This window comes from Blautia sp. An249 (genome assembly GCF_002159835.1).
Classification (GTDB): Bacteria; Bacillota; Clostridia; order Lachnospirales; family Lachnospiraceae; genus Blautia_A; species Blautia_A avistercoris.
In genome coordinates this window covers 218818-237594 of record NZ_NFJL01000003.1, presented here as the reverse complement: position 1 = coordinate 237594, position 18777 = coordinate 218818, and the positions used below count along the sequence as shown (strand labels likewise).

General features: G+C 44.8%; 23 protein-coding genes. 17 read left to right on the top strand and 6 right to left on the bottom strand.

What is annotated here, in order from left to right; all coding sequences use genetic code 11:
* Positions 1-166 precede the first annotated feature (166 nt).
* Both B5F53_RS05095 and B5F53_RS05090 read left to right on the top strand, forming a co-directional pair.
* The gene (locus B5F53_RS05095) at positions 167-943 is read left to right on the top strand and encodes an EcsC family protein (protein ID WP_242970249.1); all 777 of its coding nucleotides are present in this window, start codon (positions 167-169) and stop codon (positions 941-943) included.
* Between the two features lie 22 nt (positions 944-965).
* Positions 966-1397, top strand: a complete 432-nt coding sequence (locus B5F53_RS05090; RefSeq protein ID WP_087220716.1) for a DUF1810 domain-containing protein — start codon at positions 966-968, stop codon at positions 1395-1397.
* 15 nt (positions 1398-1412) lie between these two features.
* Here the strand turns inward: B5F53_RS05090 and B5F53_RS05085 are convergent, their stop codons facing one another.
* Both B5F53_RS05085 and B5F53_RS05080 read right to left on the bottom strand, forming a co-directional pair.
* Entirely contained in the window at positions 1413-2378 is a 966-nt protein-coding gene (locus tag B5F53_RS05085; protein WP_087220713.1) for a hypothetical protein, read from the bottom strand.
* A 60-nt stretch (positions 2379-2438) separates the two neighbouring features.
* Complete coding sequence (locus B5F53_RS05080) at positions 2439-2636, bottom strand: hypothetical protein (protein ID WP_087220710.1); 198 nt, start codon at positions 2634-2636, stop codon at positions 2439-2441.
* A gap of 172 nt (positions 2637-2808) precedes the next feature.
* Between B5F53_RS05080 and B5F53_RS05075 the strand changes: the two genes are divergently transcribed.
* From B5F53_RS05075 to B5F53_RS05065, 3 genes are read left to right on the top strand one after another with little or no spacing between them, the layout of a single operon-like run.
* Positions 2809-3174, top strand: a complete 366-nt coding sequence (locus B5F53_RS05075; protein WP_087220707.1) for a nucleotidyltransferase domain-containing protein — start codon at positions 2809-2811, stop codon at positions 3172-3174.
* Positions 3171-3563 carry a HEPN domain-containing protein gene (locus B5F53_RS05070; protein ID WP_087220704.1) on the top strand — a complete coding sequence of 131 codons (393 nt, stop codon included), beginning with the start codon at positions 3171-3173 and terminating at the stop codon, positions 3561-3563. Before B5F53_RS05075 ends, B5F53_RS05070 begins: the two co-directional genes overlap by 4 nt.
* Before the next feature lie 12 nt (positions 3564-3575).
* The gene (locus B5F53_RS05065) at positions 3576-4634 is read left to right on the top strand and encodes an endonuclease/exonuclease/phosphatase family protein (protein ID WP_087220700.1); all 1059 of its coding nucleotides are present in this window, start codon (positions 3576-3578) and stop codon (positions 4632-4634) included.
* Between the two features lie 62 nt (positions 4635-4696).
* Here the strand turns inward: B5F53_RS05065 and B5F53_RS05060 are convergent, their stop codons facing one another.
* Positions 4697-6442, bottom strand: coding sequence for an Rqc2 family fibronectin-binding protein (locus B5F53_RS05060; protein WP_087220697.1), 1746 nt, complete (start codon positions 6440-6442; stop codon positions 4697-4699).
* A 200-nt stretch (positions 6443-6642) separates the two neighbouring features.
* Between B5F53_RS05060 and B5F53_RS05055 the strand changes: the two genes are divergently transcribed.
* From B5F53_RS05055 to B5F53_RS05025, 7 genes are all read left to right on the top strand, one after another.
* Entirely contained in the window at positions 6643-7521 is an 879-nt protein-coding gene (locus B5F53_RS05055) for a YicC/YloC family endoribonuclease (RefSeq protein ID WP_087220694.1), read from the top strand.
* Positions 7522-7535: 14 nt separating this feature from the next.
* The gene (locus B5F53_RS05050; protein ID WP_087220691.1) at positions 7536-7808 is read left to right on the top strand and encodes a DUF370 domain-containing protein; all 273 of its coding nucleotides are present in this window, start codon (positions 7536-7538) and stop codon (positions 7806-7808) included.
* The gene (gmk, locus tag B5F53_RS05045; protein WP_087220688.1) at positions 7801-8436 is read left to right on the top strand and encodes a guanylate kinase; all 636 of its coding nucleotides are present in this window, start codon (positions 7801-7803) and stop codon (positions 8434-8436) included. The genes B5F53_RS05050 and gmk overlap by 8 nt, the downstream gene beginning before the upstream one ends.
* Positions 8433-8756 (top strand): DNA-directed RNA polymerase subunit omega, encoded by a 324-nt coding sequence (gene rpoZ / locus B5F53_RS05040; RefSeq protein WP_087220685.1) that lies wholly within the window; start codon positions 8433-8435, stop codon positions 8754-8756. Before gmk ends, rpoZ begins: the two co-directional genes overlap by 4 nt.
* A gap of 67 nt (positions 8757-8823) precedes the next feature.
* Complete coding sequence (gene rimO / locus B5F53_RS05035) at positions 8824-10161, top strand: 30S ribosomal protein S12 methylthiotransferase RimO (RefSeq protein ID WP_087220682.1); 1338 nt, start codon at positions 8824-8826, stop codon at positions 10159-10161.
* Positions 10145-10687 (top strand): CDP-diacylglycerol--glycerol-3-phosphate 3-phosphatidyltransferase, encoded by a 543-nt coding sequence (gene pgsA / locus B5F53_RS05030; protein ID WP_087220679.1) that lies wholly within the window; start codon positions 10145-10147, stop codon positions 10685-10687. Before rimO ends, pgsA begins: the two co-directional genes overlap by 17 nt.
* A gap of 20 nt (positions 10688-10707) precedes the next feature.
* Positions 10708-11976: a competence/damage-inducible protein A gene (locus B5F53_RS05025; protein WP_087220676.1), complete on the top strand. Its 1269-nt coding sequence runs from the start codon at positions 10708-10710 to the stop codon at positions 11974-11976.
* 53 nt (positions 11977-12029) lie between these two features.
* On the opposite strand, the gene B5F53_RS05020 is transcribed toward B5F53_RS05025, so the two are convergent.
* Both B5F53_RS05020 and B5F53_RS05015 read right to left on the bottom strand, forming a co-directional pair.
* Positions 12030-12308: a hypothetical protein gene (locus tag B5F53_RS05020; protein WP_242970248.1), complete on the bottom strand. Its 279-nt coding sequence runs from the start codon at positions 12306-12308 to the stop codon at positions 12030-12032.
* Positions 12309-12323: 15 nt separating this feature from the next.
* The gene (locus B5F53_RS05015) at positions 12324-12650 is read right to left on the bottom strand and encodes a hypothetical protein (RefSeq protein ID WP_087220673.1); all 327 of its coding nucleotides are present in this window, start codon (positions 12648-12650) and stop codon (positions 12324-12326) included.
* A 115-nt stretch (positions 12651-12765) separates the two neighbouring features.
* Between B5F53_RS05015 and B5F53_RS20080 the strand changes: the two genes are divergently transcribed.
* A complete protein-coding gene (locus B5F53_RS20080; RefSeq protein WP_204246907.1) occupies positions 12766-12909 on the top strand; it encodes a hypothetical protein in 144 nt (47 codons plus the stop codon).
* Positions 12910-12948: 39 nt separating this feature from the next.
* On the opposite strand, the gene B5F53_RS05010 is transcribed toward B5F53_RS20080, so the two are convergent.
* On the bottom strand, positions 12949-13188 hold the full coding sequence (locus B5F53_RS05010) for a chorion class high-cysteine HCB protein 13 (protein ID WP_087220670.1): 240 nt from the start codon (positions 13186-13188) through the stop codon (positions 12949-12951).
* 245 nt (positions 13189-13433) lie between these two features.
* On the opposite strand from B5F53_RS05010, the gene B5F53_RS05005 reads away from it, so the two are divergent.
* From B5F53_RS05005 to tyrS, 4 genes are all read left to right on the top strand, one after another.
* Positions 13434-14948, top strand: coding sequence for a cell wall hydrolase (locus tag B5F53_RS05005; protein ID WP_087220667.1), 1515 nt, complete (start codon positions 13434-13436; stop codon positions 14946-14948).
* 84 nt (positions 14949-15032) lie between these two features.
* Positions 15033-16721, top strand: coding sequence for a MutS-related protein (locus tag B5F53_RS05000; protein ID WP_087220664.1), 1689 nt, complete (start codon positions 15033-15035; stop codon positions 16719-16721).
* A 10-nt stretch (positions 16722-16731) separates the two neighbouring features.
* Positions 16732-17205, top strand: coding sequence for a ribonuclease HI (gene rnhA, locus B5F53_RS04995; protein WP_087220661.1), 474 nt, complete (start codon positions 16732-16734; stop codon positions 17203-17205).
* A gap of 336 nt (positions 17206-17541) precedes the next feature.
* On the top strand, positions 17542-18768 hold the full coding sequence (gene tyrS / locus B5F53_RS04985; protein WP_087220655.1) for a tyrosine--tRNA ligase: 1227 nt from the start codon (positions 17542-17544) through the stop codon (positions 18766-18768).
* The last annotated feature ends 9 nt before the right edge of the window (positions 18769-18777 follow it).

Sequence of the window (18777 nt, the reverse complement as noted above, 5' to 3'; positions counted from 1 at the left end):
GGAAGCAAAGCGTACTTCCGCAAGACTGTTGGATAAAGTGGTCTGCGGAGAATAAAATATTTCCCTTGTTTCGGCTCGTATGGTTATCATAATGAAGAAAGTGGGAACAATTTTATCAATGTTGATATGAGTTGGTAATACAGATAAAGTATTAAAAAGTATAAACATGAAAGCGATTGAAAAAGAATTAAGAAGGCTTGAAAAAGCAGAAGAGCGATTGTGCCGACAGGCAGAAAAGAAAACAGTTCCGTTCTGGAAAGAAAAACTGGAAGAGAAGATACCGGATAAAGTTATGTGGGGGCTTCAGAAAATGTTTCTAAAAGCCTTTGCCCTTGTTTTTGAGAAGGGCGATACAATTATTGAAAAGACGTATGATAAAGAAGCGGTGGCAAAGGACTTTCAGATTAAAGATTATGCGGTCGGCCTGAAAGGCGGCAGACGGGAAATACGAAATCTGAAAAGGGATGCTGCCAAAGGGAATGCGGTCAGTACGCTGCTTACCACGGCAGAAGGGATTGTATTGGGAGCCTTTGGCATTGGGCTGCCGGACATTGTGCTCTGGGTAGGTTTTCTGCTTCGCGGGGTATATGAGACTGCTATGAAATATGGCTTTGGTTATGAAACGCCGGAAGAAAAAATGTTCATTCTCAAAATGCTGGAAGCGGCAATGGTGACAGGAGAAAACTGGGCCGGATTAAATAAAGAAATCAACATCTGTATTGAGCAGGCAGTACAGGTGATGCCCACGGAAGAAGAAGTAAAGAGACAGATGGAGAAAACTGCGGATGCATTTGCAACAGATATGCTGGTAACAAAGTTTATACAGGGAATGCCCATTGTGGGAATCATCGGAGGTGCCATGAATCCAGTGTATTATCGCAGGGTTATGGCATATGTACAGCTAAAATACAGGAAGAGATATTTGCTGCATAAAATTTTGTGATTCTGATTTTGGGGGGATTATTATGAGTTATAATATAGAACGATTTATAAAAGCACAGGAATACAGCTATGCTGAGGCTTTGAAAGAAATTCAAAACGGACATAAAGAGAGTCATTGGATATGGTATATTTTTCCACAGCTAAAGCAACTTGGCAGAAGTTCGACAGCGCAATATTATGGCATAGAAAATCTGGAAGAAGCAACGGAATATCTTGCGCATCCAATTCTTGGATTCAGGTTGAGAGAAATATGTGAGGCCCTGCTCTCCATTGATAGGAATAATCCTTATCAGGTGATGGGAGGGATTGATGCGCTGAAACTCCGTTCATCTATGACCTTGTTTGCAGAAATTGAAGGGTATAATTCTGTGTTTGGCAAGGTGCTGAATAAATATTACAATGGAGAAAGAGATGAAAATACCATTCGGTTATTACAGGAAAATACGGAACAGTAATATGATTTTCTCGTCTTATCCCCTGAAGAACATAATTTTTCCAAGATCTTCGTCCACTTCGCAGGTCAGGTCAAACAGCCTGCAAAAATCGGAGACCGTGACTCCAACGCAGAAGGAGGCGCCGACCTCACTGTCAGCTTGGGAGGTTATGAAGGATATATCCAGAGGTCTGCCGTTCTTTTTAAACTTTAATTCCAGAATTTCATTATCCTGGAACCTGGAAGTCATTTGCCAGACGGTATCCCCGATTTTCCAGGCGCTTCGGTACGTGTCGTCTTTGTACGCACAGTCGTATTCACCGCCCAGCGCCAGTACATATTCCCGGAGAATCAGGGGGAAACTCATGCTCTGTGAGGTAAGGCCTATATCAATGACCATCATGTAGGAATCTGTGGTATCGCTGTACCAACAGTATTTATAGTCGTCGGTGGTCAGACCATACGGCCCATAAGGGTTCTCGTTCCTGTCATAGAGCATTTCCCTGCCGTTTAATTCTATAGAGGACAGAAGAAAGCGGTGTCTGCCTTCCAGATAACGTGGTAAAATTCCGGTTCCGTTCTCGATTTCTTTATCTACATAACACTGGGCATAACTGCCTGCCAGTGCATCATAAAGTTCCCTGCGGTCATTTTGGCCGGTTATGGCTATGTCTGTGATATTGACCCAGGTTTCGTGGGCAAAGGCTTCCTCTTCCGATCTCTGCCATACCAGATGAATACTGCGCAGGGGATTTTCTCTGAGAAATTTCATGGTATTATACCGGGACTCCGGAAGATATACCTGATCGGCTGCAAGGATGGTGTCAACCACTGCTTCCAGATCCCCAAAGGAGAGTACATATATCCACCCCTGTTCTTCCAGATAATGGGGATCCTGCCTGAGTACCTGCTCCACTTCCCGGTAATAGAGGCTGTGGACATTACTTATATAATCACAGGAAAGACTGCGGGTGTAAAAAGGAGTTTTGGATGCGTCAATCATAATAGGAGCCAGATAGCTGTTTGCTTTGAAATACAGATCCCGGTTGGATGTTCTGAAGCGTTATTCTACGTCATCAGGATCTTCCGCAACCAATTCTGTTTCCAAAAGTTCATAAGGTTCTTTGCAGATTTCATCCACATAATTCAGAACCTCTTTCTCTCCGTAGACGCTGCTGTCCTTCGTGATACAGGAAGTGAAAGAGAAGCTCACAAGACATAAGATAACTGCAGATATAACGGATGCAATTTTCTGCTTCATAAGTCAACGACTCCTTTCCATTCCTCATTTGTATCATTTTATCACAGCACAGAATGTATGGAAACAGATTTTTAGGATGGCAGATGCAGCAGAAGATTTTCGGGTGTACAGAGGGGAAAAGTTCTAGTATAATAGGGCTAGAAGAAATCGGCTTTGTTTAAAGGAGGCCAGAATGAAGAATATTAAGATCTATCCAGAGTTCTATTCTAATCTGCCGGGCAGGTTTGTAAAAAAAATCGAACATGATCTGGATTACATTCAACAGAGGCAGCTTCCGGGACTTTGTAAAATTTATCTTGTTGGAAGTGCCGCCCGGGGAGAAGTAAGGAGTACGAGTGATATTGATCTTCTGGTGATTACAAAAGAGAAAGTAAAGAACCGGGAGCTTGCCGCAGATATACGATGGACTCTTGACGATCCCATTGACGGTGTGAGCACAGATATAGTATATAAACATGAAGGATTCGAGAAAGGGAACTCTGTCTTTGACAGGGAAATTAACAGAGATAAAAAACTGATCCTGGAGGTAATAGAATGATAAAAAATTCTTATCTTGATATTGCGCAAAATGATTTGGAATATCTGGAAGCAGTCATGAAAACAGGAAACCGTTTTTATAATCAGCTCGCTGTACAATGTGAGCAGGTGACAGAGAAATATCTGAAGGGATATTTGGATAAAATGATGTTGGATGAGGATGTGACAGATCTGCTGCGGAAACATAACATGAAAAAAATAGCAGCGAAATTAAATGAAATCTGCCCCGATTTGCAGCTTGATACAATAGGGCTTGCATATCTTACCGATTTTTATTTTGATGCCAGGTATCCCGGGGATGATTTTTACACGGTATCTAAAGAGGAATTTGATAAATGTGTTGCAATTATGTATGACACGCTGAACAGGCTGAAAACACATTTTAACTGAGGATGGAGAGAGATGAAGAAAAAGAAGAAAGGCCTGCGAAGGGCGGTGGTGGTAAGCGGTATTTTCTTTCTGCTTGTGGCCGGCATCCTGCTTTTTTATACCATTCGGGAGTACCGTCCGGCTCCGGTGGAGACTCTGGAACCATCAAAAGGCAGCCGGATAGTAAGCACGTCTGAATCCCTGAAAATTATCACCTATAATACTGGGTACGGGGGATTAAGCGCCGGGGAAGATTTCTTTATGGACGGCGGCAGGAAGGTTTCCCCTGAAAGTAAAACGCTGGTGGAAGAAAATCTGAACGGGATTTCGGAAACTCTGAAAAAATATCCGGCCGATGTTTATTTTCTGCAGGAAGTGGACAGAAATTCCAGTCGTTCTTATAAAATTGATGAGACGGCATGGTATGAGAAAGAGCTGGGGATGGACGGGATATTTGCCTGTAATTTTAAATGTGATTTCGTTCCCTATCCGATTCCGCCCATAGGTAAGGTAGACAGCGGGATTTTTACCATGACGGATCTGAAAGTGGATTCTGCTTCTCGGATTGCTCTTGCGGAGTCTTTTTCCTGGCCGGTGAAGACCTGCAATCTGAAACGGTGTATGCTGGAGACCCGGATTCCCCTGGAAGGGACAGAGAAAGAACTGGTTCTGATAAATTTTCATCTGGAGGCTTATGACAGCGGGGAGGGGAAAATCGCTCAGAGCCGCATGTTGGCAAAGAAGCTGGAAGAGGAGTACGAAAAGGGGAACTATGTGATTGCAGGAGGCGACTTTAATCAGACCTTTGAAGGAACAGATACCTATCCCATTCAGAATGAGGAATACTGGAAACCCGGAAAAATGGAAGAATCCGATTTGCCGGATCATTTTTCCTTTGCCGTGGATGATACCTATCCTACCTGCAGGCTGCTGAACCAGCCGTATACAGGTTCTTATGAGGATTCTCAGGTCTATGTAATAGATGGATTCCTTGTTTCCGATAATGTGGAGGTTCTACAGTGTCAGGTGCAGAATACAGAGTTTCAATATACGGATCATCAGCCGGTTTTCCTGGAGGTGAAGTTCCGCTAAACACAAAAAAAGGAGAGACATCCCCGATTGCAGATGTTTCTCCTTTTGTTTTTGCAGGTTTCTCAGGAAAGTTCCTGAAGCCTGGAAATGTCCGGTTCTGCCATTAAAGAATAGTTGGTATAATAGACGACAAATCCAGGTTTTGCTCCATTTGGCTTTTTAATATGTTTTTTCTGAATGTAGTCAATTTCCACCTTGGGTGCGGTGCGTCCTTTGGAATAATAGGCCGCCAGTTTGCCTGCCTCTTCAAAGACCCGATCCGGAAGTTCTTCGTTTCTGCTTTTTACAATTACGTGGGATCCGGGTATTCCCTTGGCATGGAACCACCAGTCATTTCCGGTAGCGAATTTAAAGGTTAATTCCTCGTTCTGATAATTGTTTTTCCCCACATAAATATCATATCCATCGCTGGAAAGATAGTGAAAGGGCTTTGATTTCTGAGCGGCGGTGCGTTTCTTGCTGAAGTCGTGTTTTTTAATATAGCCGTATTCTACAAGCTCCTCTTTAATCTGAGCCAGATCCGTCTCTTCCAGAGCAATATCCAGGGAGGTACGGATGGATTCCAGGTGGGCAATTTCACTTTCTGTATCCTGAATCTGAAGGGTAAGGGCTTCTTCCGTTCTCTTTAGCTTATTGTAGCGGTCGAAATATTTCTTAGCGTTTTGCTGAGGAGATAAAGTGGGATCCAGGGGGATCGTAATCGTCTCATTGGTATAGTAGTTCAGCGCCTCGAAGGATTTGCAGCCTTCAGAAAGACCGTATCCGTAAGTATTAATCAGTTCCCCGTAGACTTTATATTTGTCTTTCTTTGCAGTATCTTTCATCTGTTTTTTCTGAAGTGCAAATTTCTTCTGGTTGCGCTCCAGTGCGGTCTGTACGATTCTTCTTAAATCTGAAGATTTCTGGCGGATTCGGGTAAGGACTTCCTTGGCAGCATAGTAGGTATACAGCATTGCTGATACAGAATCAGAAATTTCCGCATGGTAATCCGAACCGAACTGCATCAGGGGAAGAACGCTGTATTCCACAGGCTCCTTTTCCCGATAGATAATCTGGGGGGCATATGCTTTTTCCAGGATTTGGGTCCGGATACCTGAAAAGGCGGTAAACAGCGCCTGCATTTGTTCCTGGTTCAAATCCTCTGCAGAAAGTTCCGGAGAAAGGTTGGCCCGGAAGCACATTTCACTGGCCAGTAAAGGACTGATACCGGTAAGAGAGGTATAGACCGCTTTAGCCGCAGGGCAGGAGGCAGAACCAATGAGGCGGCTGAATTCTTCCTCTGTAATTGTAAGTGGATCCTGCTTCTCCTGAGTTCTGGGTATGAAATAGGGTCTTCCGGGGAGAACTTCCCGGACAGAACTCATATTGGAAGAGACATGTTTGATACTGTCCAGAATCATATCGTTTTCATCTGTAAAAATCAGATTGCTGTGTTTCCCCATCAGTTCCAGAATCAGTTTCTTTTGGCAGACGTCTCCCAGATCATTTAAATGTTCCAGTTCCATAATAACCACCCGTTCCAGTCCGGGCTGCATGATTCTTATAATTTTTGCATTTCCGATGTGCTTACGCAGCAGCATGCAGAAATTGGGAGCAATTAAAGGGGAGGGCTTGTTTTTATCCGTAAAGTAAAGGAGAGGAAGGGAGGCGCTGGCGGATAACAGAAGCCGGCACTGTCCCTGACTGCCCCTGGCTGTAATCAGAAGTTCATCGTTTTCCGGCTGTGCAATTTTGTTAATTCTGCCGCCGGCCAGAGTATCATTTAATTCTTTAACCATTGCAGAAACGGTAATTCCATCAAAAGCCATAATAAAATCCTTTCTCGCTGAGTGTTTTATAAAATTTAAGTATACAGGGAAGAAAAGGCGGTTGCAAGAGAAACTTTCCAGGGAAATTGTAACAGTTCAGCCTGTACCATTCCTGATACGGAAAAAAAGGTTTGACTAGGGTTTTAGAATGAACTATAATGAATCTGTATGCAAATTAACAGCAAAAGAGTGGTAGAACAATGATAAAAAGTATGACAGGCTATGGCCGGGCAGAGGCCAACGAGCAGCAAAGAAAGATTACCGTTGAGTTAAAATCTGTGAATCACAGGTATCTGGACGCCAATATTAAGATGCCGAAAAATTTAAGTTTCTTTGAGGCGCCTATCCGGAACTTCCTCAAGGAGTATATGCAGCGAGGGAAAATCGATATTTATATCAGCTACGAAGATTATACTCAGAAACGGGTAACTCTGAAATACAACCGGGAAATTGCCCGGGAGTATATGGGATATTTTCAGAAGATGAGCGAGGAGTTCGGATTGGAAAATGACATTCGGGTTTCCGGGCTTTCCAGGTATCCGGAAGTATTAACCATGGATGAGGAACCTTTGGATGAGAGAGAGTTGTGGAGCTTTTTGGAGCCGGTTCTCAGAGAGGCCTGTGTGAAATTTGTAGAATCCAGAGAAAAGGAAGGGGTTCACTTAAAGGAAGATCTTCTGTCCAAATTAAAAGGACTGGAAGAAAAAGTGCTTCTGATTATGGAACGCTCTCCTCAGATTGTCAGGGAGTATCGGGAAAAACTGGAGGCGAAGACGAAGGAACTTCTGGGAGACGCCCAGATTGAAGAGAGCCGGATTGCGGCTGAAGTGATTATCTATGCGGACAAAATCTGCAACGATGAAGAAACGGTGAGACTCCAGAGCCATATTAAAAATATGGAAGCTGTGCTGGAAGACGAGTCTTCGGTGGGACGGAAGATGGACTTCATTGCCCAGGAGATGAACCGGGAGGCAAATACTATTTTGTCGAAAGCCAATGACCTGGAAATTTCCAATCTGGCCATAGATTTAAAAACCGAGATTGAAAAAATCCGCGAACAGATCCAAAATATTGAGTAAAATGAGGCGTTAATGTGGCAAGACTAATTAATGTGGGATTTGGAAATGCAGTAAATTCTGAAAAAATTGTGGCGGTCATCAGTCCGGACGCAGCGCCCATTCGAAGAATGGTGCAGAGCGCAAAGGCAGAAGGACGTTTAATTGATGCGACCCAGGGCAGGAAGACAAAAGCCGTGATTATTACGCAGGAAGATCATGTGATTGTTTCAGCCCTTCAGCCGGAGACCATAACCAGACGGTTTTCCGGAAAAATTGATTTTGAAGAAAAAGGAGAAATACATGAATAAAGGTGTATTAGCAGTGGTATCCGGCTTTTCCGGTTCCGGAAAGGGAACCCTTATGAAGGCCCTGACCAGTCAGTATGACAACTACGCCCTGTCTGTTTCGGCTACCACCCGCAAGCCGAGGCCCAATGAAAAGGAAGGCAGGGAATATTTCTTTAAAACCCGGGAAGAGTTTGAAAAAATGATTTCCAGAGACGAATTAATTGAATATGCACAGTATGTCCAGAATTACTACGGAACGCCCAAAGCCTATGTTCAGGAGCAGATGGAAAAAGGGAAAGACGTGATTCTGGAGATTGAGATTCAGGGCGCCCTGGAAGTAAAGGAGAAATATCCGGAGGCAGTTTTAATCTTTGTTACTCCTCCCAGCGCCGAAGAATTGAAAAGACGTCTGACAGAGCGGGGAACCGAATCAGAAGAGGTAATCGAATCCCGCCTGAACAGAGCCTATGAAGAGGCTTCTTATATGAAACAATACGATTATCTGCTAATCAATGACGACTTACAGGAATGCGTAGAGAACATGCATCAGATGATCGCCAAAGAACATTGTAAGATTCAGCAGAATCAGGTATTTATAGAAAACATGAAAAAGGAATTAAAAGTATTTAAGAAAGGGGATTCCATATGATACATCCATCTTACACAGAATTGATTCAGGCAGTAAATAAAACAGGGGAAGACGATGAACAGCCGGTAGTAAACAGCCGCTATTCCATCGTTCTGGCTACAAGTAAGAGAGCGAGACAGATAATCGGGGGTGCACAGCCGCTGGTGCCCCGTGCAGAGGGCAAAAAGCCGTTGTCTATCGCTATCGAAGAGCTGTATAAAGGGGAAGTGAAGATTCTTCCGGAAGAAGAGAAGACCCAGGAAGAAGAAAACCAGGAACAGGAAATTATTTCTCTGGAAGAAGCCCAGGAAGAGACAACTACAGAAACAACAGAAATCTGAATTTCAGGAGGTGCTGCAAAAGGAAATACCTATTTTTTGCGACACCTCTTTATGTTAGGAGTGAAAAATGAAAGTATTATTTATTTCCCTTGGGTGTGATAAGAATCTGTCAGATTCAGAAGAAATGCTGGGGCTGCTGCTTGGGCAGGGATATGAAATGGTTGACGACGAAAAAGAGGCGGAAATTATTGTGATTAATACCTGCTGTTTTATTCACGACGCCAAGGAAGAAAGCATCCAGACAATTTTGGAAATGGCCGGATATAAGGAAGAGGGAAGATGTAAAGTTCTTTTAGTAACCGGCTGTCTTGCACAGAGATATAAGGAGGAAATCCGTCAGGAAATTCCGGAAGTGGACGCTGTGCTCGGAACAACCTCTTATGACGAAATTCTGACGGCAATTGAAGCGGTTCTTAAGGGTGGTTCTTATGAACAGTATAAAGATATTAATTATCTTCCCCAATTACAGGCTAAAAAAGTTCTTACAACCGGGGGGCATTATGGATTCCTGAAAATTGCAGAAGGCTGTGATAAGCACTGTACATACTGTATTATTCCCAAACTTCGGGGCAATTACAGGAGTATCCCCATGGAACGGCTGATTCAGCAGGCTGAGGAAATGGCGGAAGACGGAGTAAAGGAACTGATTCTGGTGGCCCAGGAGACCACTTTGTATGGGAAAGATCTGTATGGAACGAAGAGTCTTCACCTTTTGCTTGAGAAGCTCTGCCGGATTCCCAAAATTCGTTGGATTCGGCTTCTGTACTGCTACCCGGAGGAAATCTACGATGAGCTGATTGCGACCATGGCAAAAGAAGAGAAAATCTGTCATTACCTGGATCTTCCCATTCAGCATGCCAATGATCAGATCCTGAAAAGGATGGGAAGAAGAACCACAAAGCAGCAGTTAAAGGACCAGATTGCCCGGCTGAGAAAGGAGATTCCGGACATTGTGCTTCGTACTACCCTGATTACCGGATTTCCGGGGGAAACCCAAAAGCAGCATGAAGAGCTGATGGAATTCGTAGATGAAATGGAATTTGACCGTCTGGGCGTATTTACCTATTCCCCGGAAGAAGATACGCCGGCGGCCGCTATGGATAACCAGATTGAAGAAGAGGTGAAAGAGGAGCGGCAGGCCGAACTGATGGAACTTCAGCAGGAAATTTCCCTGGAGAAAGGACAGGAAAAAATCGGTCAGGAAATGATTGTTATGGTAGAAGGTAAGGTGGCAGATGAAAACGCCTATGTTGCCAGAACCTACGGAGACGCTCCCAAAGTAGACGGCTACCTGTTTATACAGACAGGAGAGGCGATGATGACCGGAGACTTTGCGAAAGTCAGGGTAACAGGAGCGCTGGAATATGATTTGATAGGAGAGTTGGAAAATGAATACACCAAATAAATTAACGGTACTGCGTATGATTTTAGTCCCTTTTTTAGTTGTTTTCATGCTTACGGGCTGGGGAGGAGCAGGAAATCGCTGGATCTGCCTGGGGATTTTTGTGGCCGCCAGTGTTACCGACTGGCTGGACGGCTATCTGGCCAGGAAATATCATTTAATTACGGATTTCGGTAAATTTATGGATCCTCTGGCGGATAAACTTCTGGTATGTTCCGCACTGATTTGCTTTATTGAGCTTGAAAAGCTGCCGGCCTGGATTGTGATTATCATTATCGCCAGAGAATTTATTATCAGCGGTTTCCGTCTGGTTGCTGCCGATAACGGCGTTGTAATTGCCGCCAGCTACTGGGGGAAATTTAAAACGGTTTCCCAGATGATCTTAATTATTCTACTGCTTCTTAACTTCGGAGGAATTTTTACGACTCTGGAAATGATATTTATTGTTCTTGCAACGGCATTAACGGTTATTTCTTTAATTGATTACATTTGGAAAAACAGACAGGTACTGTCCATGCATAATGCATAATTGTATAAGGAGGAATCCCTATGGTTACAGAAATCATATCAGTGGGAACGGAAATCCTGCTGGGGAACATTGTAAACACCAACAGCGCATATTTATCAGAGATGTGCGCCAGACTGGGACTGAGTGTTTACTATGAATCGGTTGTGGGAGACAATGAAAAACGGATGGCGCAGGTAATAAAAACGGCGCTGGAGCGTTCGGATGTGGTGATTCTGACCGGCGGTCTGGGACCTACGGAAGATGATCTGACAAAAGAAGTTACCGCACAGGTTATGGGTGTGGAATTAAAAGAAGATAAGCACGTCAGAAAAAGAATTGAAAAGTATATGGAAATATACGCGAAAAATCACGCCGGAAGAAAGATTACGGCAAATAACTGGAAACAGGCAATGGTGCCGGAAGGAGCCCTGGTACTGGAAAATTCCAATGGAACTGCTCCCGGTCTGATTATTGAAAAAGACGGGAAAACAGCGATCCTGCTTCCCGGTCCGCCCAATGAACTGAAACCGCTGTTTGAAGAACAGGTTTATCCCTATCTGCGTAAGAGACAGCCCCATGTAATTTATTCCCAGATGGTAAAGATTGCGGGAATCGGGGAAAGCCAGGTAGCCGATGAAATTAAAGACTTAATCCACAGCCAGACCAATCCAACCATTGCTCCTTATGCGAAACCGGGCGAAGTGCATCTGCGGATTACAGCCAAAGCGGACAGCGAAAAAGAAGGAAAGAAACTGGTGAAGCCTCTTGTGCGCGAATTAAAAAGCCGTTTCGGAAAAAATATATATTCTACGGAAGAAAATAAAAGTCTGGAAGAAGCGGTGGTGGAACTTCTGCGGGATCAGAATCTGACGTTATCCCTGGCGGAGTCCTGTACAGGAGGGGCTGTGGCGGCCAGAATCGTAAATGTTCCGGGAGCGTCGGAAGTATTTCTGAACGGATATGTAACTTACAGCAATAAAGCCAAAAGGAAGAGCCTTTTAGTAAAAAAATCTACTCTGAAAAAAGAAGGGGCAGTCAGTGAAAAGTGCGCCAAAGAAATGGCAAAAGGCGGATGTATGGCCGGCAAGACGGATCTGTGTCTGTCCGTTACCGGTCTGGCGGGGCCGGAAGGCGGAACAAAGGAAACTCCGGTGGGAACCGTCTATATGGGATGCTGTTACCGTGGAAAAACCACAGTACAGAAATTCTTTTTTACCGGAAACCGGATGAGAATCCGCGAACAGGCCGTTACCAGCGCTCTGGTAATGCTGCGGGAATGCATTATGGATGCGGCCGCTGCAGATTCCTAAGCAGAAGAAGGAGGGATAATGGGGCAGAAAAATCTGCCCTGCTCCCTTCTTTTTTATTTCATTATTTTCATTAAAGACACTATCCGATCCAGACGTGCGGCTTCCTGTGGAGATTTTCCCATTTTTAATACCTCAATGATGGCGGAGATTTCCTGGGAACTGAAATTCAGTCCCTGCTCTTTTCCCTGTGAGGCGGCGGACATCAGGAAGGGAAGGAGTTCGTTCTGGGATTTCCCCTGCCCCTGGCTGGCCAGGGCAGACAGAAGTTCCAGTTTATCCTTGTCTACAGAAGCAAGTTTGGGATTTTTCATCCAGTCTTTGTTATCGGGCACTTCAATCACCTCTTTTTAAGAACTTTTCATCAGATTTATAATTTCCAGGGTTGCAAGAGTATTTACCAGAGAATCAATTTGACGGCAGGTAGGTTCGTCACAATAATTCTTTAAATCATTTAACATCTCCAGGGGGTCTGAAGACTGGGGAGCCTCGCACATCCGCACAGGGCTTGCGCCAAAAATCTCCCAGGTGTTTTTTAGCTCCAGGATTTTTGCATACAGAGAGACCATCTGCTGCTGAGGAGGACCCAGATAAGGCAGGGCAGCTTTTAATAATTGTCCCTGCCGAGTGGCGACCATCTGATCCAGGGCGGTCATTTCCGGTTTCTTTCTGTCCATACGCAGAGTTCCTTTTTTATTCATCTTATGGTCCCGGGAATTCGGATATGACAAAAAGAAGAAGTCTGACATATGATTAGGTATGACGAAAAAATCAGGAGAAAGGATTGAAATCATGGAACAAAAACAGGGCAGATTGATTATCGACGGAAATTCTTTTTATGAATTGGATTTGGATTGTGTAAATAGAAAAAGAAAAAGGAAAGAGCGGATGGAAGAGTTAAAGCAGCAGAGAAAAGAACAGAAAAAAAGAAAATAAAAGAGGGGGAATGTGTTTTCCATTCCCCCATAAGAAATTTTAGCATCCGCATCCGAATCCGCCGCAGCAGAACAGCAGTACCAGAAGGATAAGACAGGAATTGTCACATCCGTTTCCGCATCCGAATCCGCTTCTGTTGTCGCCGCCGCAGCAGGACATCAGAAGGATGATCCACAGAAGACAACTGCAGGAATTGTTGTTGGCAAGACCTATTCCGTTGTCACATCCGCATCCGTTATCACATCCACATCCACAATTTGTTGCCGCTAAATCACTCATGTTAAGTTCCTCCAAAATTTGATTACACTCCATCATATGTCACCCCCAAAGAAAGGGTGAATCTTTTTGAGCAAATATTTTGTTTCGGGAGACTCCAATCCGTATAGAAAACATTGACATGCTTTTTTCCATCTATTATAATATATTAAAATTATGTAATATTTTTGTAATTAAATTAAAGAAGGAGACACATTTAGCAGTATCTGGATGTGAAAACATCCCGTAGAAAATTGGGAGGAAGATGTATGAGAAAAAGAAGCGGGCATATGACGAGAGTTCTCTTTTGTCTGATATTCCTGGCAGCGGTGGGATTTCTGGCGTTTGGAAATACGAAAGAAGTACAGGCAGCCACGAAGACAGAATACTTCAAGCATGTGGGGAATAAAACCTATTATGTGGATAAAAACGGAAGCTACCATAAGGGATGGCTGACACTGAAAAAGGGGAACACTTCCTATAAGTACTATTTTAATAAGACAACAGGAGTTATGTATACGGGATGGATTTCTGACGGTACCAATCTCCGGTATTTCAGTAAAAATACCACCAGCGATTATACATATGGCGTTCTGGCTACCGGATGGCGGGCCAATGCCAAAGGGGACAAACGGTATTTTGCCACAGAATGGGGCGAGCTGGCCAGAGGATGGGCAACCATTGACGGAGCGAAACATTACTTTAACAAGAGCACCGGCTGGATGTACACCAAGTGGGTGAAAGACGCAGCGGGAAATTACCGGTATTTTGATCCGGAGACGGGCGCCATGTATACGGGATGGCGTTACTGGGGAACACAGAAGCGGTATTTCAATAAGACAAGCGGCGTCATGTATACAGGATGGATTTCTGACGGTACCAATCTCCGGTATTTCCGGAAACCGGGCGACAGTCTGAATTCCTTAAATTACGGTATCATGGCAACCGGCCTTGCAAAACCAACAGTCAACTATTACTATTTTGATACGGGAAGCGGCGTTCTCTTCACCGGCGGACGAAAGGTTATAAACGGAAACAATTATTACTTTGATCCGAAAAATAACGGACGGATGCTGCACGGATGGCTGGAGGAAGACGGAAAGAAATATTATTTCGGCTCTAACGGCGTAATGTATGTAAATAAAACAGCCACCATCAGCGGACAGAGCTGGACCTTTGATTCCAACGGAGTCGCCACGCTGAATAAATATACGACAGACGGCAATGGAAACGTCCGGGTATATGAAAACGGCAGATACTATACGCTGGAACCGGAATTTCTAAGCCATCCCAAAATTGCTGACGGCAGTATGTCCGATACGGATCTGCTGGCAGCCATTACGGACGCAGAAGCCAACGACCAGGGACTTGTGGGAATGACGGCAGTTGCACTGACCATTTTAAACCGGGTGAATTCATCTGATACCTATTATCCCGATACCCTGCGTTACGTGATTTACCAGAAGAGCCAGTACAGTCCTGTGACAGACGGAGCGCTGCTGAGGCGCCTGAATGGACAGTGGGAAGAAAAGAGCACCGCTCTGAAAGCGGCGCAGAACGCAATTTCCATTATGAACGCCTATAAGACACAGGGCACACCGAGAAAAATATCCGGATTTAATATGGGAAATAAAAAAGATTTTGATTTCCTGTTCTTTATGACTCCGGGAGCTTTCGCATCCTGTAATCTGGACTGGGATGCCTGTGAAACCTATCAGTATGTTCCCAGCGGATTAAATCCGGCTTATTCCCATGTATTCTTTGTAAAATGGGTGACCAATTAAAATACATAAACGTTTACGGGAGAAGAGTTGTTGAACAGACAGCTCTTTTTCCATCCAGGCTGATAAAAAGAAAGGACGGAAAATTTGGAAGTTTATCTGACAACAATCGGGATCATTGGGGCGGCCCTGGCGGCAATTGCTGTGGTGATGATAAGGGAAAACTGCAAACGCAGAAAATCATTTCTGGCTATGCTGCGCAGACAGTACGGAGCATGTGCAGAGCGGGAATACCGGCCGGGAGAAATGGAAAGGATTTCCCATTACTTTAAAAGGAAACAGGGGGCAGGATTTCAGATAGATGATATTACCTGGAACGATCTGGATATGGACCGAGTGTATGCTATGGTAAACCGTACGGTTTCTTCCCCGGGGGACGACTATCTGTATGACAGAATGAGAACGCCCGGCTTTTCGGAAGAAGAGCTGAGAGAGCAGGAGAGACTGGTGACATTTTTTCAGTCTCATCCCCGGGAAAGAGAGAAGCTGCAGCTTATCCTGCTGGAAGTAGGACGCTCCCGGTATGGTTCTCTGGCAGATATGGTTTTTACCATCCATGAGGCGCCGTTTATCTCTCCGGTTCCCCATATCATCGGAGATGTGCTTTTGGCAGGTTCTCTGGCTTTTATGCTGGCCGCACCGGTACCGGGGCTGCTGGCTTCGGTGTTCTTTATGTTTTATAATGTAGTTACTTATTATACCGGGAAAGAGAGAAAGAACATAGAACTTTACCTTTCCTGTTTTAACAGCCTGGTGGGAATGCTGCAGGCGGCTAAGAAGATGGAGACTCTGGAATGGCCCCAGATAAAAACCCGGATAGAGGCTATCAAAGAAGGACGAAAAGCTTTCGGAAGTTTTTCTCAGAGAGCGTTTTTCCTGGGGACCAGTTCCGCAACGGATTCGAATCCCTTACAGGCGATTCTGGATTATTTGCGGATTGTCTTTCATATTGATATTCTGGTTTATAATTCCCTGCTTCGGACAGCACAGAAGCAGGAGAAAGCCGTGTTTCTCCTCCTGGACAATATGGGAGCGCTGGATGCGTCCATTGCCATAGGTTGCTTTCGCAAGTTCCTTCCCTATTGGAGCAGTCCTGTTCTGGATAAAGAGGAGACCGGGATTCAGATGAAGGATTTGTATCATCCTCTGATTGAAAACCCGGTGGCAAACAGTCTGGATATGAAAGGCCCGGTGCTGCTGACCGGATCCAATGCTTCCGGTAAATCCACGTTCTTAAAGACGGTAGCCGTCAATGCCATTCTGGCTCAGACCCTGGGCACCTGTACGGCTTCTTATTATCAGGCGCCGTATGTAAAAATACTGACATCCATGGCTCTGAAGGATAATTTGCAGGGAGGGGAGAGTTATTTTATCGTAGAGATAAAGTCTCTGAAAAGAATCCTGGATGAAAGCCGGAAGGGGGAGCCCCTTCTTTGCATTGTAGACGAGGTGCTTAGGGGAACCAATACCATTGAGAGGGTCGCCGCTTCTTCCGGGATCCTCAGGTATCTGAAGAAAGAAGGAGTCTTCTGTATGGCAGCCACCCATGATTTGGAGCTGACCCATATCCTGAGTAAAGAGTATGAGAATTATCATTTTGAAGAGGAAGTCGGAGAAAAAGAGGTAACCTTTTCTTATCAGTTAAAGAAAGGAAGGGCGGATACAAGAAACGCCATCCGTCTTCTGGAGCTTATGGATTATCCGAAAACCGTTGTGGAAAGAGCAGAAACATCGGCAAAGGAGTTTGAACGTACGGGAATCTGGAGAGAATCATAGGAGGAATATTATGTTAGTAAAGATTTATACCGACGGGGCGGCAAGGGGAAACCCGGACGGACCGGGGGGATACGGAACCATTCTGCATTATACGGACCCCAATGGAAAACTGCATGTGAGAGAATACAGCCAGGGTTATAAAAAAACTACGAATAACCGCATGGAGCTGATGGCGGCCATAGTGGGCCTGGAGGCTCTGACCAGACCCTGTCAGGTGGAGCTGTATTCCGACTCCCAGTATCTTGTAAACGCTTTTAATCAGCACTGGATTGATTCCTGGATTCAGAAAGGATGGAAACGGGGAAAAAACCAGCCGGTGAAAAACCGGGAGCTGTGGGAGCGGCTTCTGAAGGCAAAGGCTCCTCATCAGGTGACCTTTCACTGGGTAAAAGGCCATGACGGCCATCCGGAAAATGAACGGTGCGATCAGCTCGCAACCGGGGCTGCAGACGGGGAAGATTTACTGGAAGATCCGGGAATTTAGGCTTGACAAATGAAATCGCCGTTTGTATACTTAGCCATAGATAAGAGAAAGGCGAAGAAGAGAACCAGTAAGCTAAGGAAGGCGGAAAGAGAGCAGCCGGAAGGTGAGAGGCGCAGCGTCAGAATTAGACTGAATACATCTCGGAGCTTTGCACTGAACAGAGAAATCCCAGTAGGCTGCAACGGAGTGGCGGACGTTATCCTGCTAAAGTATTGGAAAGCGATACTTATGAAGGCAGAAGGTGCGAGCCTTTTGTGAATTTAGGTGGTAACACGGGCCCGGCTCTCGTCCTAAGGGACAGAGCCGGGCTTGATTATTATACAGGAGGAAAGAAAAGTGACAGTTTGGGAAGAATTAAAGGCCAGAGGCCTGATTGCTCAGGTAACGGATGAAGAAGAAATTAAGGAACTGGTAAATGCGGGAAAGGCGACTTTTTATATTGGATTTGATCCTACGGCGGACAGCCTTCATGTGGGACATTTTATGGCCCTGTGTCTGATGAAACGTTTACAGATGGCAGGAAATAAGCCAATCGCCCTTTTAGGCGGAGGCACCGGATACATCGGTGATCCTTCTGGAAGAAGCGATATGCGCTCCATGATGACCCCGGAAGAGATTCAGCATAACTGCGACTGCTTTAAAGAGCAGATGAGCCGCTTTATTGATTTTTCCGAAGGAAAAGCGCTGATGGTAAATAATGCGGAATGGCTTCTGCAGTTAAATTATGTGGAACTTTTAAGAGAAGTGGGACACTGTTTCTCTGTGAATAATATGCTTCGTGCAGAGTGCTACAAACAGAGAATGGAAAAAGGGTTAAGTTTCCTGGAATTCAACTATATGATTATGCAGAGTTACGACTTCTACATGCTGTATCAGAAATACGGCTGCAATATGCAGTTCGGCGGCGACGACCAGTGGAGCAACATGCTGGGCGGAACGGAATTAATCCGCAGAAAATTAAACAAAGACGCCTATGCCATGACCATCACCCTGTTATTAAATTCAGAAGGAAAGAAAATGGGAAAAACTCAGTCCGGAGCCGTATGGTTGGATCCCAATAAGACATCCCCCTTTGATTTCTATCAGTACTGGAGAAACGTAGGAGATGCAGACGTACTGAAATGTCTGCGGATGCTTACCTTCCTTCCTCTGGAACAGATTGAGGAAATGGAAAAATGGGAAGGAAGCCAGTTAAATCAGGCCAAAGAGATACTGGCTTATGAATTAACTTCCCTGGTACACGGAGAGGAAGAGGCGAAGAAAGCGCAGGAAGGAGCCAAGGCTCTGTTTTCTGCCAACGGAGATACGGCCAATATGCCGACTACAGAATTAGAAGAGGAAGACTTCCGGGACGGCTCCATTGACGTAATTTCCCTGCTGGTAAAAACGAAACTGGTGACCAGCCGTTCCGAGGGAAGAAGAGCCATCGAGCAGGGCGGCGTTTCCCTTGACGGAGAGAAGGTCACCGATGTGTATCATGCAGTTGCAAAGGAAAATATCCCGGAAGAAGGGCTGATCTTAAAAAGAGGAAAGAAAAAATTCCATAAAATTTGCCTGAAATAATGAATTGTG

Coding starts and splice junctions, on each gene's coding strand:
- B5F53_RS05095 (WP_242970249.1), top strand. CDS start 167: ATGAAAGCGATTGAAAAAGAATTAAGAAGGCTTGAAAAAGCAGAAGAG.
- B5F53_RS05090 (WP_087220716.1), top strand. CDS start 966: ATGAGTTATAATATAGAACGATTTATAAAAGCACAGGAATACAGCTAT.
- B5F53_RS05085 (WP_087220713.1), bottom strand. CDS start 2,378: ATGATTGACGCATCCAAAACTCCTTTTTACACCCGCAGTCTTTCCTGT.
- B5F53_RS05080 (WP_087220710.1), bottom strand. CDS start 2,636: ATGAAGCAGAAAATTGCATCCGTTATATCTGCAGTTATCTTATGTCTT.
- B5F53_RS05075 (WP_087220707.1), top strand. CDS start 2,809: ATGAAGAATATTAAGATCTATCCAGAGTTCTATTCTAATCTGCCGGGC.
- B5F53_RS05070 (WP_087220704.1), top strand. CDS start 3,171: ATGATAAAAAATTCTTATCTTGATATTGCGCAAAATGATTTGGAATAT.
- B5F53_RS05065 (WP_087220700.1), top strand. CDS start 3,576: ATGAAGAAAAAGAAGAAAGGCCTGCGAAGGGCGGTGGTGGTAAGCGGT.
- B5F53_RS05060 (WP_087220697.1), bottom strand. CDS start 6,442: ATGGCTTTTGATGGAATTACCGTTTCTGCAATGGTTAAAGAATTAAAT.
- B5F53_RS05055 (WP_087220694.1), top strand. CDS start 6,643: ATGATAAAAAGTATGACAGGCTATGGCCGGGCAGAGGCCAACGAGCAG.
- gmk (WP_087220688.1), top strand. CDS start 7,801: ATGAATAAAGGTGTATTAGCAGTGGTATCCGGCTTTTCCGGTTCCGGA.
- rpoZ (WP_087220685.1), top strand. CDS start 8,433: ATGATACATCCATCTTACACAGAATTGATTCAGGCAGTAAATAAAACA.
- rimO (WP_087220682.1), top strand. CDS start 8,824: ATGAAAGTATTATTTATTTCCCTTGGGTGTGATAAGAATCTGTCAGAT.
- pgsA (WP_087220679.1), top strand. CDS start 10,145: ATGAATACACCAAATAAATTAACGGTACTGCGTATGATTTTAGTCCCT.
- B5F53_RS05025 (WP_087220676.1), top strand. CDS start 10,708: ATGGTTACAGAAATCATATCAGTGGGAACGGAAATCCTGCTGGGGAAC.
- B5F53_RS05015 (WP_087220673.1), bottom strand. CDS start 12,650: ATGGACAGAAAGAAACCGGAAATGACCGCCCTGGATCAGATGGTCGCC.
- B5F53_RS20080 (WP_204246907.1), top strand. CDS start 12,766: ATGGAACAAAAACAGGGCAGATTGATTATCGACGGAAATTCTTTTTAT.
- B5F53_RS05010 (WP_087220670.1), bottom strand. CDS start 13,188: ATGAGTGATTTAGCGGCAACAAATTGTGGATGTGGATGTGATAACGGA.
- B5F53_RS05005 (WP_087220667.1), top strand. CDS start 13,434: ATGAGAAAAAGAAGCGGGCATATGACGAGAGTTCTCTTTTGTCTGATA.
- rnhA (WP_087220661.1), top strand. CDS start 16,732: ATGTTAGTAAAGATTTATACCGACGGGGCGGCAAGGGGAAACCCGGAC.